The following is a 16,563-nucleotide window of genomic DNA, read 5'->3' as shown; positions in this document are numbered from 1 at the left end:
GCAGTCCGGGCTTGGCATCGCTCCGTCGAACGGGCGTCCCTACGCCGCCCGCTCCTCCACCAGAGCGACGATGTCGTCCCAGCGTGAGAGGAAGGCGGCGACGCAGGCCGGGTCGAAATGCCGGCCCGCTTCCGCCTCGACATGCGCGCGCGCCCGCTCCAGGGACCAGGCGGGCTTGTAGCTGCGCGCCGAGATCAGCGCATCAAACACGTCGGCCACCGCGACGATCCGGCCGGAGAGGGGAATCTCCTCGCCTGTGAGGCCGCGGGGATAGCCGGTGCCGTCCCAGCGCTCATGGTGCGTCAGCGCGATCTCGGCGGCGATCTGGAGCAGGCGCGAGGGGCTGTCGTGCAGCATGTGGTAGCCGCGCAGCGCGTGCTGGCGCATCTCCTCCCACTCGTCGGGGGTAAGGGGGCCGGCCTTCATCAGGATGTGGTCGGGGACCGCGATCTTGCCGATGTCGTGCATGGTCGAGGCTAACGCCACGTCGTCGGCCTCCGCCGATGACAGGCCGAGCCCTTCGGCCACCGCGATCACGCAGCCGGCCACGCGGGTGAGATGGTCGCCGGCCCGGTCGTCGCGGAACTCGGCGGCCAGCATCAGGCGTCGGATCAGTTCGCGCTCGCGCGCCGAAGCGTCGGCCACCGCCCGCGCCGCGTCGCGTCGCATGGCGCGCGCCCGATCGTCGCTTTCCCGGCGCGCCAGGGCGAGTTCGATCAGAACGCCGACCCGGTCCTGAAATTCCAGGGCGTCGAAGGGCTTGGACAGCATGTCGGTGGCGCCGGCCTCGCGGCCGATCCGGCGCAGGGTCCGGGCGTCGCCGCCGGCCACGAGCAGGACCGGCGTGCGGGCGAGGCTGTCTTCCTGCCGCAGGGCGCGGATCAGGGCCGGCGCGTCGAAGCGCTCGGGCTCAGCCTCCAGCACGATCACCTCGGGGGCTTCGGCGATGAGATCGTCGATCACATGGCCCGAGACCGCGACGATGCTGGCGCTGCAAGGCTGCCCGCGCAGGGCCAGGACGAGGGGAGCCGGGGTCCGCGCCGCCACGATGGCGACCACCGGGTCCCGGCTTCGCTCCCCGCTTGCTTGCGCGCCGCCCGCCATCGCGTGATCCACGGCGATCCCGGCACGGCCCGCCGCCCGCCGAATCCGGATCGCTGCCCCCCTGCGTGCCAGAATATGGTTAAAAGTGTCTCACAAGATTCCCGGCCACGGCTCGTCGCCCCTCCGGGCAGGGTGGCACGGCGGGCGTTTTGTCAGGAACACACCCCCAGATTGGGGACGGCGTGACCGATTTTTTGCGCGGCGAGCCCGCTGCGAAAACCGGCCGCCGCTTTTGGGGCGACGCGGATCGCCCCGAAAAACGGTTCCCCACTTTTCGAGCCGGCGCGCTAGATTCCCGGCATGACCGACGCCTTCCCCCTCGATCCGCGGCTCGCCGCCGACACCCACCCCGTGGGCGATCTCGCCCTCTGCTCCGTCCTGTTGATGGACGATGCCCGCTTCCCGTGGCTGATCCTGGTGCCGCGGCGGCCGGGCCTGAGCGAACTCACCGACCTCACACCCGAAGATGCGAGCCTCGCCTTCGAGGAAACGCGGATCGCGGTCAGGGTCATGCAGGCGCTCGCTCAGCCGGATAAGGTGAACGTCGCAAGCCTCGGCAACGTGGTGGCCCAGTTTCACATCCACGTCGTGGCCCGGTTCCACTCGGATCCGGCCTGGCCGGGGCCGGTCTGGGGCGTCGGCGAGCGCAAGCCCTATCCGCCGCATGCCCGCGCCGCCCTGCTCGAACGGGCAGCCGGCCTGTTCATGGCCGCGTGAGGGGACCCGCATGACAGGCTCGCCCCACACGCCCAGCCGGGATGCGCTCGCCTATGCCGCGAGCCGCCTCGTGCGGAACTCCGCCGAATTCGGCTCGGCCCCCGCCCTGGCAGAGGGCGGGCCGGACGCCCGCCTCGTGCTGATGGCGGGCGACACGGTGATCCTGCGCGCCGACCCGGCGGAGACCGGAACGGCCCTGCTCACGCCGGACGAGGCCGGCCGGGCGGGCGAACGCGCCGTCGAAATCTACCTCGGACGGGTCGAGGGCCGGCCGGTTTTCGCCGGCGCCGTTCCGGGGGAGGCGGCCCTGCTTTTCCCCGCGCCCGGCTATCGTGCCCTCGATCTGCGGGCGCTCGCCGCCGAGGGCGCCGTCGTCCGCGAGGAGCAGGGGCTGATCGCCACCGCCAAGTCGGTGCTGGCTTGGCACGCGCGGCACCGTTTCTGCGCCAATTGCGGCAGCCCGACCACCATCGCCGCCAGCGGCTTCCGCCGGGAATGCGGGAGTTGCGGGCTGCATCACTTCCCGCGCACCGATCCCGTGGCAATCATGCTCGTGCGGCGGGGCGAGAGCTGCTTGCTCGGGCGCAGCCGGCATTTCAAGCCGGGGATGTATTCCTGCCTCGCCGGCTTCATCGAGCCCGGCGAGACGGTCGAGGATGCCGTGCGCCGCGAGACGCGGGAGGAGACCGGCATCGCGGTCGGCGCCGTCGCCTATCACGCCTCGCAGCCCTGGCCGTTTCCGGCCTCGCTGATGATCGGCTGCGTCGCCGAGGGGCTGTCGGAGGCCATCCGCACCGATCCCGACGAGCTGGATGATGCGCGCTGGCTCACCCGCGCCGAGGTGGCGCAGATGATCGCGGGCACCCACCCCGAAGGCCTGACCGTGCCGCCGCCGACCGCCATCGCCCACCTGCTGATGCGCGACTGGGTCGACGGCGTCATCGGAGCTGCGCCGGCCCCAGGGGTGTGAGCCCGGCGCCCAATGCGCTTCACGGAGGCGAGCGGATAGTGTAGGCGCCCCGACTTGGCCGGGAAACGGGCCGAAGAATTGGCCGGGGAAATCGGGCCCTGCGCGGCGGCCCGGTTCCGGGGGAACCGTGCCCCGGGCCTCAAGGCCGGACGTACCGCCGGGAGCGAGAACCATGACCGCCCGCATCGATGCCGCCTTCGCCCGCTGCCGCGCGGAAGGACGTGCCGCCCTCGTCACCTACGTGATGGCGGGCGACCCCGATCCGGAGACCTCGCTCAAGGTGCTCGAAGCCCTGCCGAAGGCGGGGGCCGACATCGTCGAGTTCGGCCTGCCCTTCACCGATCCCATGGCCGACGGGCCGGCGATCCAGGCAGCGGGCCTGCGGGCGCTGAAAGTCGGCCAGGATCTGCGCGGCACCCTCGCGCTCGTCCGCCGCTTCCGCGAGGGCGACGACCGGACGCCCGTGGTGCTGATGGGCTACTACAATCCGATCCACAGCTACGGCGTGCCCCGCTTCCTGGAGGATGCGAAGGCGGCGGGCATCGACGGTTTGATCGTCGTCGATCTGCCGCCGGAGGAGGACGAGGAGCTCTGCCTGCCGGCTCTCGAGAAGGGGATCGCCTTCATCCGTCTCGCGACCCCGACCACGGACGAGGCCCGCCTGCCCGCGGTTCTCGCGAACACCGCAGGCTTCGTCTATTATGTGTCGATCACCGGCGTGACCGGCACGGCGACCCCCGATTTCGGCCGGGTGTCGCAGGCGGTCAGCCGGATCACGGCGCATACGGACCTGCCCGTCGTCGTCGGCTTCGGCGTGAAGACCGGCGCGCACGCCGCCGAGATCGCCCGCGGTGCCGACGGCGTGGTGGTGGGCTCGGCTCTTGTCGATGCGCTGGCCCGCAGCCTCGAACCCGGCGACCGGGCCGGGAGCGGCACGGTGGAGGCGGTCGCCGCCCTGGTGCGCGAGCTGGCGCAGGGTGTCCGCAGCACCACCAAAGTGCCGACCGGAGCCTGAACCCCGCCACAGCCGCCGCGTGGGGGGATCCTGCCGGGGCCGCCCAAGTGGGCGATCCCCCTGGGATCGCAGCGGCGGCGATCCGATATCGGCGTAGCAAGATGACGCGGCAAGAGAACGCGGTAGGACAGGGAGTCTGACGCCATGGTCGAGCCGATGAACTGGATCTCCGAGGTCGTACGGCCGCGGATCAAGACGCTGTTCAAGCGCGAGACGCCGGAGAACCTCTGGGTCAAATGCCCCGACACGGGCCAGATGGTCTTCCATAAGGAAGTCGAGCAGAACCACTGGGTCATTCCCGGCTCCGAACACCATCTCAAGATGTCGGCCACGGCGCGTCTCAAGATGATGTTCGACGAGGGCACGTGGATCGACGTGCCGCTGCCCGAGGTGCCCGCCGACCCGCTCAAGTTCCGCGACGAGAAGCGCTACGTCGACCGTCTCAAGGAGGCGCGGGCCAAGACCGGAATGCCCGACGCGTTCAAGATCGGCTTCGGCCGGGTCGGCAGCCTGCCGATGACGATCGCGGCCCAGGAATTCGGCTTCATGGCCGGCTCCCTCGGCATGGCCGGCGGCGAGGCCTTCGTCCGCGGCGCCGAGACGGCGCTTGAGAAGCGCACCCCCTACGTGCTGTTCGCGGCCTCCGGCGGCGCGCGGATGCAAGAGGGCATCCTCTCCCTGATGCAGATGCCCCGCACCACCGTCGCCGTGCGCCGGCTCCGCGCTGCGCGGCTCCCCTACATCGTGGTGCTGACGAACCCGACCACCGGCGGCGTCACCGCCTCCTACGCCATGCTCGGCGACGTGCATCTGGCCGAGCCCGGCGCGCTGATCTGCTTTGCCGGCCCCCGCGTCATTGAGCAGACGATTCGCGAGAAGCTGCCCGACGGTTTCCAGCGGGCGGAGTATCTGCGCGAGCACGGCATGGTCGATCAGGTCGTCCACCGGCATCAGCTCAAGGAAACGATCAGCCGGCTCAGCGGCTTGCTGATGGATGTGCGCCGGACGCCCGAGCCCGGCACCGCCCCCGAACCGACCACCCCCGAACCCCTGCCGAACGCGGCGTGATACGGTGTCCGCTTGCTTCAAGCGGACACCGTATCACAGCCCGCGCGGCGCTTGAGCGAAACCCAAATCCGCCTCCCCGAAGGGATCAATCGGATTTGGTAAGAACTCAATCCGCGACAGAAGGTCTCCGCGCGAGATGGAATCCTCCGACGCGTTGATGGCGCGCTTCCTCGCCCTGCATCCGCGCACGATCGACCTGTCGCTCGGGCGGATCGAGCGCTTGCTCGCGGCCCTCAATCATCCCGAGCGGCGATTGCCGCCGGTGATTCACGTCGCCGGCACCAACGGCAAGGGCTCGACCATCGCCTTCATGCGGGCGATCCTCGAGGCCGGGGGGCTGGGCGCGCACGTCTACACCTCGCCGCACCTCGTGCGCTTCCATGAGCGCATCCGCCTCGGCGGCATCGGCGGCGGCCATTACGTCGCCGAAGACCGGCTCGCCGACGCCTTCGCCCGCTGCGAGGCGGCCAACAAGGGCGATCCGATCACCGTCTTCGAGATCACCACGGCGGCCGCCCTGCTGCTGTTCTCCGAATGCCCCGCCGACGTGCTGCTGCTGGAAGTGGGCCTCGGCGGACGCGTCGACGCCACAAACGTCATCGACCACCCGGCCTGCGCCGTGGTCACCCCGATCGGCCGCGACCATGCCGAGTATCTCGGCGACACCGTCGAGGCGGTGGCGATGGAGAAGGCCGGCATCTTCAAGCGCGGCTGCCCGGCGGTGATCGCCGCCCAGGATTATGCCGGGGCCGATGCCGTCCTCTGCCGTCAGGCCGAGCGGATCGGCGCGGTGCCGGTGCGGATCGGCAACCAGGACTTCTCCGTCCACGAGGAGAGCGGACGCTTCGTCTACCAGGACGAGATCGACCTGTTCGATCTGCCCCGCCCCCGCCTCGCCGGGCGCCACCAGCTCACCAATGCCGGCACCGCCATCGCGGCCCTGCGCGCAGCGGGCTTCGGCGATATCGGCACGGTCGCCCTCGAAGCCGGCCTGCGCAACGTCGATTGGCCGGGCCGGCTCCAGCGCCTCGTGCGCGGGGCGCTGGCCGAGCGGATGCCCAAGGACGCCGAGCTGTGGCTCGACGGCGGCCACAACGCCGATGGCGGGCGCATCCTCGCCGCCGCCATGGCGGATCTCGGCGAGCGCAGCGACGTGCCGCTGGTTCTGATCGTCGGGTTGCTCGGCACCAAGGACGCCGAAGGCTTCCTGAAGAACTTCGTCGGCCTTGCCCGCTCGCTGGTGGCGGTGCCGATCACCGGCCAGATGGCGGCGCGGCCCGCCGAGGAAGTGGCGGAAATCGCCCGCGAGGTCGGCCTCTCGGCCGAGGTCGCCCCGAGCGTCGAGGCGGCGTTGGCGGCCCTGTCGGACACGGTCTTCGAGCGTCCGCCGCGGGTTCTCATCTGCGGTTCGCTCTATCTCGCGGGCGCCGTGCTCGAAGCCAACGGCACGATCCCGGTCTGACACGAGGTCCGCCCGATCGAAGCGGACATCCGACGGGACGGCGTGCGGCGGGGGTCGGAGATCCGCGCCGCAAGGGCATCGGTCGGCCAACCACGCAAGCCGGAAGCGATTCGCGCGTCGCATCGGGCGCCGGTTTGGCCGCCATCCGGCAAAAGAACTTTGCCGACCCTTCATCGTCCGGCCTGTGACCTGTCGAATCAGGCAACGGAGGCGATGGTTTCTGCGGGTCGTCGCGTCGATCAGCACATGCGGATCGCCCGAGGCGACGCAAATCTGGTTTCGGCCTCCCAACACATCGGATGCAACCGCGCGTCGGGTCGATTGTCGCGCCGTGGGTGTGGCCCGTTCGCTACATCTCAGGTCAGGGAAATGGTCTAGCTTGTGGGCGATCGGGTTTCTGCTGGGGATCAACAAGTGAAAAAGCTTCTCACCTCTCTCGCCGCCTTCACGGCGCTGACCGCGGCGGCCTCCGCCGCCGACCTGCCGCGTCGCGCTGCTCCGCCGCCCGTCTTCACGCCGATCCCGGTGTTCACCTGGACCGGTTTCTACGCCGGTTTCAACGCCGGCTACGGCTTCGGCGTCGAGGACAACGGTGCGGCTCCGGTCGTCGGCGTGAACGGCCTGACCGGCCTCGTCCGTCCCGGCCAGACCGCTGTCATCGCCTTCGGTGGCAACAACCGCAACGACGGCTTCGTCGGCGGTGGTCAGATCGGCTACAACTACCAGTTCACCCCGGGCTCCGGCGTCGTCGTCGGTATCGAGGCGGACGCTCAGTACGTCGACTTCGGCCGTGACCGGAACCAGTTCTCGGTCGTGAACAGCAACCCGGCCTTCCCGGGCGTCGCCGCTCAGCAGGTGTTCAACCCGAACGGCCTGTCCAGCCTCGACTTCTTCGGCACCGTCCGCGGCCGCCTCGGCTACGCCTTCGACCGCGTCCTGTTCTACGGCACCGGCGGTTTCGCCTACGGCGCCGGCGGCGGCCGTCAGTTCGGCCTGCCGAACAGCTCGCGTGACGACTTCCGCACCGGCTACGCTGCCGGCGGCGGCGTCGAGTACGCTCTCCCGACCGACTCGTTCCTGAACTTCTTCCGCTCTTCGGCTGTCACGCTGAAGGTCGAAGGTCTATACGTGAACCTCGATCGCGGCGGCGGTGCCCTCAACGGCGCCTTCGCGGTGAACAACGCCGGCGCCGTCATCACCACGGCCAACCCGGGTGTGGTCGTCGTCTCCGGCCCCTCGCGCCGCAACGACACCGAGTTCGCCGTCGTGCGCGCCGGCCTGAACTACAAGTTCGGCAGCTACTAAGCCGAACCTTTAATAACAGGGTCTCGAAACCAGGGAGCCCGGCCGCAAGGCCGGGCTTCTTGCGTTTCGGGACTCTTCGCGCGCGAAGACGGCATGAAAAAAGCCCGGCCTCGCGGCCGGGCTGTCTCGGGTCGTTCGATCCGAATTCGGGTCGGGTCAGGCGCTCGCCTGGATCCAGCGGGAGAGGTCGCCCTTGGGGGCGGCGCCGACCTTCTGGCTGGCGAGCTTGCCGTCCTTGAAGATCATTAGGGTCGGGATCGAGCGGATGCCGTAGGTCGAGGCGATGCCGGGGTTCTCATCGACATTGACCTTGACGATCTTCACCTTGCCCTGGAGATCGACGGAGATCTCTTCCAGCGCCGGGCCGATCTGCCGGCAGGGGCCGCACCACTCCGCCCAAAAATCCACTACGACGGGCTCGGCGGACTGCAGAACGTCCTGCTCGAAGCTCGCATCGGTCACTTTTAGGGTCGCCATCGTAGGTCCTTTCGACACGCGGGTCCCACGCGGGTGCATGGAGGGCCCCTGCGCAGAGGGCACCGAGAGCGGGTTCGGCGCCTCACGGTGAGGCGAGAATTGGCGACGCCCGACCGCCCGGTCAAGGCATCCCGCCCCGGCCGCGGGTCTGGCACGCCGAACCCACATGGATAAGCCGGCCCTCGTCCCCGCAATCCCCCTCCCATCGGCCGGCCAGCCTCCTCGCCCAGTGCCTTATCCAGCGCCTCGACCCTGACGAACACGGCCGCGAGTCCGCCTCCTCGCGCGGCCCGACCCTCGCCGTGGGCCGCCTGCGCACCATTTGGCGAGCAAGATCGGCGCCCCGCACAAGGATCAATCGACGTGACGCGCACCCTTTCCCTCTTGCTCGCCACCGTTGCGGCCCTCGGCCTCGATGCCCCCGCCTTCGCTCAGCAGCCGGCCGGACAGGAATCGCGCTCGCCCCGCATCGAGGGTGAATCCTTCCAGGCGCCGAACGCGCCGAGTGCCGGCACGTCGATCGCCGAGAAGGAGGCGCCGAACACCGAGTACAAGCCGCTCCTGCCCAACCAGACCCGTGCGCCGGAGCCCGCGCAGAAGACTGAGTTCGAGACCGCCGTCGTGGCCAAGGGGCTGGAAAGCCCCTGGGCGATGGAGTTCCTGCCCGATGGCCGGATGATCGTGACCGAGAAGGCCGGCAAGATCCGCCTGATCGCCAAGGACGGCACGGTGGGCCAACCGGTGGCGGGCGTGCCGAAGGTCGATCCGAAGGGGCAGGGCGGTCTTCTCGATATCGCGCTGAGCCCGAGCTTCGCTGCGGATCGCACGATCTACTTCAGCTTCAGCGAGCCGCGCGACAAGGGCAACGGCACGACGGTGGCCAAGGCCAAGCTGGTCGAGAGCGACGGCAAGGCCAAGCTCGACGAGGTCAAGGTCATCTTCCGCCAGATGCCGACCTATGACGGCGACAAGCATTTCGGCTCGCGCCTCGTCTTCGCGCCGGATGGCAAGCTGTTCGTTACCGTGGGTGAGCGCTCCGACAAGCAGACCCGCGGGCAGGCGCAGGATCTGACGAGCGGGCTCGGCAAGGTCTTCCGCATCGACACCGACGGCAACGCCCCGAAGGACAACCCCTTCACCGGCGGCGAAAAGGCCAAGCCCGAGATCTGGTCCTATGGCCATCGCAACGTTCAGGCCGCCGCCCTCGACAACCAGGGCCGGCTCTGGACCGTGGAGCACGGGCCCCGCGGCGGCGACGAGCTGAACCGCCCGCGCCCCGGCCTCAACTACGGCTGGCCGGTGGTGACCTACGGCATCGAGTATTCCGGCGAGAAGATCGGCGACGGCCAGACCCAGGCCGGCGGCACGGTGCAGCCGGTCTATTACTGGGATCCGGTGATCGGCCCTTCGGGCATGGCGCTCTACGACAAGGACGCGTTCCCAGCCTGGAAGAACCAGTTCCTCATCGGCGGCCTCGTCAGCACCGGGATCGTCGCGCTCAAGCTCGACGGTGACAAGGTCGTCACCGAGGAGCGCATCCCGCTGGAGCACCGCGTCCGCGACGTGCGGGTCGGCCCCGACGGCGCCGTCTACGCGGTGACCGAGGATGACGGCCAGATCGTCAAGCTGACGCCGAAGAAGGGCAGCTGAGGACGACATCCCCGCGCCCCGCCAAGCGGGGCGAGGGGATGCACGGCCCACATGCCATCATCGAAGAGGCCGTCAGAGCGCGAGCCGCGATCCGTCCACCCGCCGCACCACCGGGCCTGAGGTCCAGACCAACAGCGCCTCGATCGTGTGTTCGGGCCAGATCGCGGCGGCGAGGCGAGCGTAGAGGCTGACCTGGGCCGCCTCGCGCTCCGGCAGGGGCGCAGCGTCCGCGGGCGGGCGGCCGGTCTTGAAGTCGCAGAGGATCACCCGGCCGTCCTCGACGACGAGGCGGTCGATCCGGCCGGTGACGTCGCGCGCGATCCCTTCGACGATGATCCGCCCCGACAAAGCCACTTCGGCACGGGCCTGGCTCGAGAACAGCGGCGCGAGATCCGGCGCCTCGATCAGGCGCAGAACCGTGCGGACGAGTTCCCTGCGCTTGGCCTCGTCCAGACTGGGCGCGCGGGCACGGGCGAAGCGGTCGGCGGCCTCGGCCCGCCGATCCGGCTCGATCCGCGGCAGGTGTTCGAGGAGCGAGTGGACCAGGGCACCGCGGCGGCGGGCCTCGGCATCCCCCAGGCGGCGCCGGGGCTGGCGCTGCCCGTCCGCGGCACCGAGCGCCCCCGAGGGACTCAGCGGCGGCGCGGCCTCGGCCTCGGGCGCGGCGGCCGAGAACAGCCAGTCCGGCACCGTCTCGGGCTCCGGCGAGGCCGTGTCCGCGGCAGCGGCCGCGAGCGAGGCACCTGAACCGTCGCGCCAGATCGTGATCGGCCCGTGCTCGGTCTCGACCGCCTCGCCGGGCCCCAGCCCGCGCTCAAGACCGATGCGGACCATCTCGCACCACGAGGCCGGCGTCTCCCGCGTCGCGCCGCGATAGGGCGCGATCACGAGGTGGTCGGCGGCCCGCGTCATGGCGACGTAGAGCAGGCGGTTATGCTCCTCGCGCGCCCGCGCCTGAAGGGCGGAGCGGGCCTGGAGCGTCGCCGCGCAATCCTGCGTGCGCCCGCCGGTCCAGACCGGCGGCAGCGGCCCGTCGGCGGGATGATCGAGGCCGAGCAGCGGCGGGTCGTTGCGGCCGAGCGGCTCGCAACCGTCGATGACGACGACGACCGGCGCCTCCAGGCCCTTGGCGCCGTGGACCGTCATCACTCGCACCTCGTCGCGGCCCGATTCGAGATCGCGCTTGACCGAGAGGCCGCTTCGGCCGCGGCCGGGCCGCACGATGTAATCGGCGAGGAAGGCGTCGAGGCAGGGCGCGTCGCCCCCGTTCTCGGCGTCGGCGGCCTGGGCCAGGAACACGTCGATGGCGTCGCCCGCCTCGCCGCCGAGCCGCGCCACCAGCCGGCTGCGCCCGCCATGGGGGCCGAGCAGGGCGGCGTAGAAGCCGAACGGGCCGTTCTCCGCCGCGAGCTGGATCCAGAGCCGCAGGGCCGTGAGGCCGCGGATCGCCGCCCCGTCGCCGGATTGCGCGTGGCGGATCAACGCGTCCTCCAGCGTCTCGGCGAAGGGGCGGCGGGCACAGATGCGGGTGAGGTCGTCGTCGGTGAGGCCGACGAGCGGGGTCTTGAGGGCGGTGGCGAGCGTGAGATCGTCGGCCGGCAGCAGTCCGGCGCGGCCGACCGCGACGAGATCGAGCACGGCGATATGGCCCGCGACTTCGAGCCGGTCCTGGCCCGCCACCGGCACGCCGAGCCCCTTCATTGCCCGGATCACCTCCTCGAAGGCGGCCGAACGCTTGCGCACGAGGATCAGCACGTCGCCCGGCCGCCAGACCCGGCCGCAGGCATCGCCCTTCGTCGTCCAGGTCTTCACCGCGCGGGCGATGCGGCGGGCGACGACGATGGCCGGCGCGTTGGGCTCGGGCGCATCGACCGGGGCGGCCCAGGCATCGGGCTCCTCGGCTTCCGCCGGCTCCTCGATGCCCCACAGCTCGACCGCGCCGGGCACTCCGGCGCGGGCGGAGGCGTGGACGGTGCCCGGCGCACCGGCATCGAAGGAGAGGCCGGCGAAATGCTCCGGCACGCCGAACACGGCATCGACCGCGGCGAGCACATGGCTCGCCGTGCGGAACGAGAGTCGGAGGCTCACATCGGCGAAGTCGTGCCCGGCGCCCTCCGCAGCCCGGCCCCAGGCGCGGCGGGTCAGTTCGAATTCCCGCGGGTCGGCGCCCTGGAAGCTGTAGATCGACTGCTTCGGGTCACCCACGGCGAAGCGGGTGCGGGTGAGGCCGCGCGCGCCTTCGCCGGCCGCGAACTCGGCGGTGAGCGTGCGCAGAATCTCCCATTGCTGCGGGTTGGTGTCCTGCGCCTCGTCGACGAGGACGTGGTCGACGCCGCGGTCGAGCTTGTACAGGACCCAGGAGGCGCCGACCCGCGAGAGCAGGTCGAGGGTCTTGTGGATCAGATCGTCGAAATCGAGGGCGCCGAGCCGGGTCTTCTGCGCCTCGACCCGGCGGTGGATCTCGGCAGCCAGCCGAAACAGGCCCAGCGTCCGGGCGAGCGCGCGGGCGGCGCGCAGACTGTCGAAGAGCGGGATCAGCCGGGCCTGCTCGTCGAGCAACGCCTGCTTGATGTCCTCCGGCACCGCCTTGGTGCCGAAGGATTTGGCCGCGCGCGGCTCGTCCTTGTCGGTGAAGAAGACCGAGCGGTAGGGCGCCAGCGCCTTGCCCGTGGCCAGAGCGGCGTGCGCCTCCACCAGCCCGTCGGCGAGTTTCTCGTCCGTCGCCTTGCCGGTGCGCAGCCGGCCCGCGATCTCCCGCCATTCGCCGAGGCTGCTGCCCTCCAGGATCTCCGCCTCGATGGTTTCGACGCTTGCCCCGTCCGGCAGCGCTAGGGCGCGCGGCAGGCGGCCGAGCGCCGGCTCCAGGGCGCGGTGGTCGGAGAACAGGGCGCGGGTCCGCATCGCCGAGCGGATCGCATCGCGCAGGGTGTCGCCGGAGGCTTCCGCGCCGACCACGGCGAGCGCATCGGAGAGCGCTTGGTTGCCGCCGAGGATCGCGTCGGCGAGCACGTTGTCGGTCTCGATCTCGAAGGCTTCGCGCGACTGGTTGTCGTCGAGCACGACGAAGCGGGCCGGCACGTTGGCCTCGAACGGGAACATGTGCAGCAGCCGCTCGCACAAAGCGTGCAGGGTCTCGATCTTGAGGCCCCCCGGCGTCTCGACGGCGCGGGCGAACAGGCGGCGGGCCAGCCGCAGGGTGTCGCGGGTAGGCCGCTCCCCGGTGAGTTCGGTGAGTTCCGCGGTCAGCACCGCGTCGTCCAGCGTCACCCAGCGGCCGAGGCGCTGGAACACGCGGATCGACATGTTGGCGGCGGCCGCCTTGGTGAAGGTGAGGCAGAGGATGCGGCCGGGAGGTGCCCCATCGAGCAGGAGGCGCAGCACCCGGTCGGTGAGCACCTTGGTCTTGCCCGCGCCGGCATTGGCCGAGACCCAGGCCGAGAGGCGCGGGTCGGCGGCCCGGCGCTGGGCCGCCTTGGTCAGGTCATCGACGGTGAAGCCGGTCAGCGGGGCGTTCACGCGGCCTCTCCTTGCCCGGCCAGCGACCATTCGAGCACGCGGGCGAGGTGATCGTACTCGTTGTAGGCGCGCTCGTATTGCGGATAGGGGCGCGACAGGTAAGCCGCTTCGCCGGTCATGTAGCGGGCGATCAGGCCGCGCAGGCGCTGCCAATGCTCCTCGACGACGGCCTCCACCGCCCGCGCATCACCCGGCGGCGGCTTGATCGGGATCGGCCGGAACGGCTCGCGCCCGCCCGAGGCATGGACGTAGAGCAGATCCGGCGGGGCGGCGGCCTTCAGCCCCTCGAAGGCGCCATGCATCAGCATCGCCGCCTCCAGGGTGAGCTGGGGCGAGAAACCGGCAAAGACGGTGCGGTTGCTCGGCGGCGTGCCCGTCTTGAAATCGACGATGCAGTAGCTGCCGTCGGCGCGGGCCTCGATCCGGTCGGCGCGGGCCGAGAGCGTGAAGGTTCGCTCCCCTAAGGGAATCGTCACCTTGCCCGAGCGCTCGGCGTGGATCGTGCGCAAGCCCTGCCGCTGGCTCACCTCCCATTCGAGGAAGGCCACCGCCATGCGCTCGTAGCGGGGAAACCACTCGGCGTAGAGTTCCGGGTACTGGTCCTGAAGCGGGCCGAAGGCGTCGAAGGCGATCGCATAGAGCTGGGTTTCCGCATCCGCCGGCAGCGCGTCGGGATGGGCCTGGGAGAAATCGCCGAGAACCTTGTGGATCAGGCTGCCGCGCTCGGCCGCACCCGGCACCACGGCGATCGGCTCCAGCGCCTCCAAGCCGAGGATATGCCGGGCGTAGATCGAGTAGGGGTCGCGCACCAGCGTCTCGATCTCGGTGACGCTGAGGCGCTCCGGGAACAGAGCCGGGTCGGGCTTGGGCGCCGGGCGCTTGAGGCGCGGCGGCGGCGCCTCCTTGCCGCGATCGAGCCGCGCGGCGAGCCCACGCAGGCGCTGGCCGCGGGCGATGGCGCCGGCCCAGACCGCATCGCCGCCGAAGGCGCGCAGGCGCTGAAGGAAGCGCGACGGCACGGTCGGCGAGCCCTCGCGCTTGGCCGCGCGGGTCACGACAGCGTCATGGGTGCCCAGCCCCTGCACGAAGTCGTGGGCGGCCTGTCCGATCCGCCGCTCGGGCGGGCTCAGGCCCACATCCCCGCGCATCGGCCGGTTGAGGAAGGCATCGGTGGTCTGGCGCACCGGCCAGACCGTCTCATCGAGCCCGCCCAGCACGATGCGATCGACGGAGAGCAGGCGCGCTTCGAGCGGCCCGAGGATGCGCAGGCGCGGATGCGCGTTCCGCTGCGCGCAGGACACCGTGCGGTCGCGGGCCAGCGCGGTGAAGAACGCGGCGTAATCGGAGAACCGGCCCGGCAGCTCTTCCTGCTCGGCGGATTCGAGATCGTCGAACAGGCCGTCGAGTGTGTCGAGGGAGGGATCGTCGGTCTCGTCCGCGTCATCCTCGCCCGCCCCGCCCATCATCCGCTCGCAGGCCTCGCGATGCCCGGCGGCGAGCGCCACGAGGTTGCCGATCTCGGGCTGCAGGTCGGTGCGGAACGCATCGAGCGCGATCGCCAGCCGGTCCAGGATGTCTTCGGCGAGGTCCCAATCGACCGGCTTCAGGCGCTTCTTGGCACGCGGCACCCGCTCCGTGGCGTTGCGTTGCAGGGCCACCGCGGCGCGCATCCCGTCGAAACTGTTCTTCGGGATCGGGGCCGGGCCGCGCAGGCCGCCGATCTCGAGGGCCGCGGCTGCGCGTACGACCTCGCTGCGGGTGAGCCCAAGCCGGACGAAGGGATGGGCCAGCAGTGCAATGACGCGGGCCGGCGCCACCTCGGCGGCAAGCTCCGCCACGAGCCGAGCGAAGCGCCCCGCCTGCGAGCGCGCCAGACTCAAGCCCGCAGAATCCTCGGCTGCGATGCCCCAGCGGGCGAGTTCGGCCGAGACGCGCAGGGCCAATCCACGGTCGGGCGTGACGAGGGCGGCCGTGGCGCCGGGCGTCTCCAGGGTCTCGCGCAGGGCGAGCGCGGCGACCAACGCCTCCTCGCGCTCGTCCGCCGCCTCGACCACGGCGAGGCCCGCCATGCCCTCCCGCGCGAGGGTCATCCGCTCGGCCGCGTCGAGCCCGGCCCAGGCATCGGTGGTCTCGGCCGGGCGCAGGGCCTGCGACAGCAGCTTTTCCCGCGCCACCGCCTCGGGCGGGAGATCCCCGAGCGTCTCGACATCCCCACGCTCGACGGCAAAGCCCCGCGGCCCGGTCAGCGCCCGCAGGATCGCCTGCGGATGGCCGTGGGCGATCTCGTCGTGCTTGCCGCCGGCGCCGTCGATCGCCTCCCAGCCCTCCGCATCGAGGTGCAGATCGAGCCCCGGCAGCACCACCGCGCCGCGGGGCAGGCGGGCCACCGCCGCGATCAGCCGGGCGGTGGCCGGCACCGAGCCGGTGGAGCCGGCCACGATCACCGGATCGCCCGGCCGCTCGCGAAAGAGCCGGTCGGCCTCGGCCAGCACGAGGCGGCGGGCGCGGGCGGTGGGGTCGGCCAGCGAACGGGCGGCGAGGATCTCGGGCCAGTGCTCGGCGGCGATCTTCAGGAAGTCGAGGGTGAGGCGGAAGTAGCGCGAATGCTCGGCCTCCACCGCGGCGGCGATCTCGCTCCAGGGCAGGCCCTCGACGGTGAGCGCATCCATCAGCCCTTCGAGGTCGGCGGCGAGCGCCACCGCGTCGGCGGGGGAGGAGGGGACGAGGAAGGGTACTTCGTCGTCGATGGGCAGGAGTTCGCGGTCCACCGTCTCCGCCCATTTCTGGACGAGGCGGGCCAGGATCAGCCGGCGCTCCAGTGCGGGGATCGAGGGGTAGAGCAGATCCTCCCGCGTTTCGAGGAGGGTGTTGGCGGACAGGTCGAGCTCCGCCTCGTCGGCCTCGCCCAGCGGGATCATCCGCGGCAGCAGGGCCGCCCCGCCGAGGCGTTGCGCCAGCACGGTCGAGAGGGCGCGCACCGCCCGCTGCGTCGGCAGGTAGAGCGTGACCGAGGCCAGCGCGAAGGAATCGCCGCCGACCGCGCCGACGAGGCGGCCCGCAACGAGGGCATCCGCCAGCGTCGGCAGGAACGGCGCGCCGGGGGGAATCGTGAAGACGCGGGGGGCAGCGCTCGCGGACATGCTCGACGGTTTGAACCTGACGCTCTGCGGTCGGGACCGACCACCTGCGGGCAAGATGGTGAAGGCTTTCGAAAAGCGGCAGGCGCCGGCCCCGGCCGCTCCGCCCACCGTTCGAGCTTTGTTCTAGCATGCGACGGCG

11 protein-coding genes are annotated in these 16,563 nt (G+C 71.1%); 7 read left to right on the top strand and 4 right to left on the bottom strand.

The window, feature by feature from the left end; translation table 11 throughout:
* Positions 1-39 precede the first annotated feature (39 nt).
* Positions 40-1,104 carry an HD-GYP domain-containing protein gene (locus tag ASF53_RS10070; RefSeq protein WP_056197543.1) on the bottom strand — a complete coding sequence of 355 codons (1,065 nt, stop codon included), beginning with the start codon at positions 1,102-1,104 and terminating at the stop codon, positions 40-42.
* 300 nt (positions 1,105-1,404) lie between these two features.
* Here ASF53_RS10070 and ASF53_RS10065 point away from each other — a divergent pair, with 300 nt between their 5' ends.
* The 6 genes from ASF53_RS10065 to ASF53_RS10040 all read left to right on the top strand — a co-directional run bounded on the left by ASF53_RS10065 (position 1,405) and on the right by ASF53_RS10040 (position 7,641).
* Positions 1,405-1,821: an HIT domain-containing protein gene (locus ASF53_RS10065; RefSeq protein ID WP_056197541.1), complete on the top strand. Its 417-nt coding sequence runs from the start codon at positions 1,405-1,407 to the stop codon at positions 1,819-1,821.
* Between the two features lie 10 nt (positions 1,822-1,831).
* Positions 1,832-2,791, top strand: a complete 960-nt coding sequence (gene nudC / locus ASF53_RS10060) for an NAD(+) diphosphatase (protein WP_056197539.1) — start codon at positions 1,832-1,834, stop codon at positions 2,789-2,791.
* 172 nt (positions 2,792-2,963) lie between these two features.
* Positions 2,964-3,806 carry a tryptophan synthase subunit alpha gene (gene trpA / locus ASF53_RS10055; RefSeq protein WP_056197536.1) on the top strand — a complete coding sequence of 281 codons (843 nt, stop codon included), beginning with the start codon at positions 2,964-2,966 and terminating at the stop codon, positions 3,804-3,806.
* Between the two features lie 144 nt (positions 3,807-3,950).
* Positions 3,951-4,874, top strand: coding sequence for an acetyl-CoA carboxylase, carboxyltransferase subunit beta (gene accD, locus ASF53_RS10050; RefSeq protein ID WP_056197534.1), 924 nt, complete (start codon positions 3,951-3,953; stop codon positions 4,872-4,874).
* Positions 4,875-5,010: 136 nt separating this feature from the next.
* Positions 5,011-6,336: a bifunctional folylpolyglutamate synthase/dihydrofolate synthase gene (locus ASF53_RS10045; RefSeq protein WP_056197532.1), complete on the top strand. Its 1,326-nt coding sequence runs from the start codon at positions 5,011-5,013 to the stop codon at positions 6,334-6,336.
* A gap of 414 nt (positions 6,337-6,750) precedes the next feature.
* On the top strand, positions 6,751-7,641 hold the full coding sequence (locus ASF53_RS10040; protein WP_056197531.1) for an outer membrane protein: 891 nt from the start codon (positions 6,751-6,753) through the stop codon (positions 7,639-7,641).
* 156 nt (positions 7,642-7,797) lie between these two features.
* On the opposite strand, the gene trxA is transcribed toward ASF53_RS10040, so the two are convergent.
* Positions 7,798-8,118: a thioredoxin gene (gene trxA / locus ASF53_RS10035; protein WP_056197530.1), complete on the bottom strand. Its 321-nt coding sequence runs from the start codon at positions 8,116-8,118 to the stop codon at positions 7,798-7,800.
* Positions 8,119-8,481: 363 nt separating this feature from the next.
* On the opposite strand from trxA, the gene ASF53_RS10030 reads away from it, so the two are divergent.
* Positions 8,482-9,768: a PQQ-dependent sugar dehydrogenase gene (locus ASF53_RS10030; protein ID WP_056197529.1), complete on the top strand. Its 1,287-nt coding sequence runs from the start codon at positions 8,482-8,484 to the stop codon at positions 9,766-9,768.
* A 72-nt stretch (positions 9,769-9,840) separates the two neighbouring features.
* On the opposite strand, the gene addA is transcribed toward ASF53_RS10030, so the two are convergent.
* Positions 9,841-13,284: a double-strand break repair helicase AddA gene (addA, locus tag ASF53_RS10025; protein ID WP_082482632.1), complete on the bottom strand. Its 3,444-nt coding sequence runs from the start codon at positions 13,282-13,284 to the stop codon at positions 9,841-9,843.
* Positions 13,281-16,424 carry a double-strand break repair protein AddB gene (addB, locus tag ASF53_RS10020; protein ID WP_056197527.1) on the bottom strand — a complete coding sequence of 1,048 codons (3,144 nt, stop codon included), beginning with the start codon at positions 16,422-16,424 and terminating at the stop codon, positions 13,281-13,283. The genes addA and addB overlap by 4 nt, the downstream gene beginning before the upstream one ends.
* Positions 16,425-16,563 lie beyond the last annotated feature (139 nt).

This window comes from Methylobacterium sp. Leaf123 (assembly GCF_001423405.1).
Lineage (GTDB): Bacteria > Pseudomonadota > Alphaproteobacteria > Rhizobiales > Beijerinckiaceae > Methylobacterium.
Note: the sequence above shows the minus strand (reverse complement) of the source record. Positions and strands in the feature narration are given on the sequence as shown.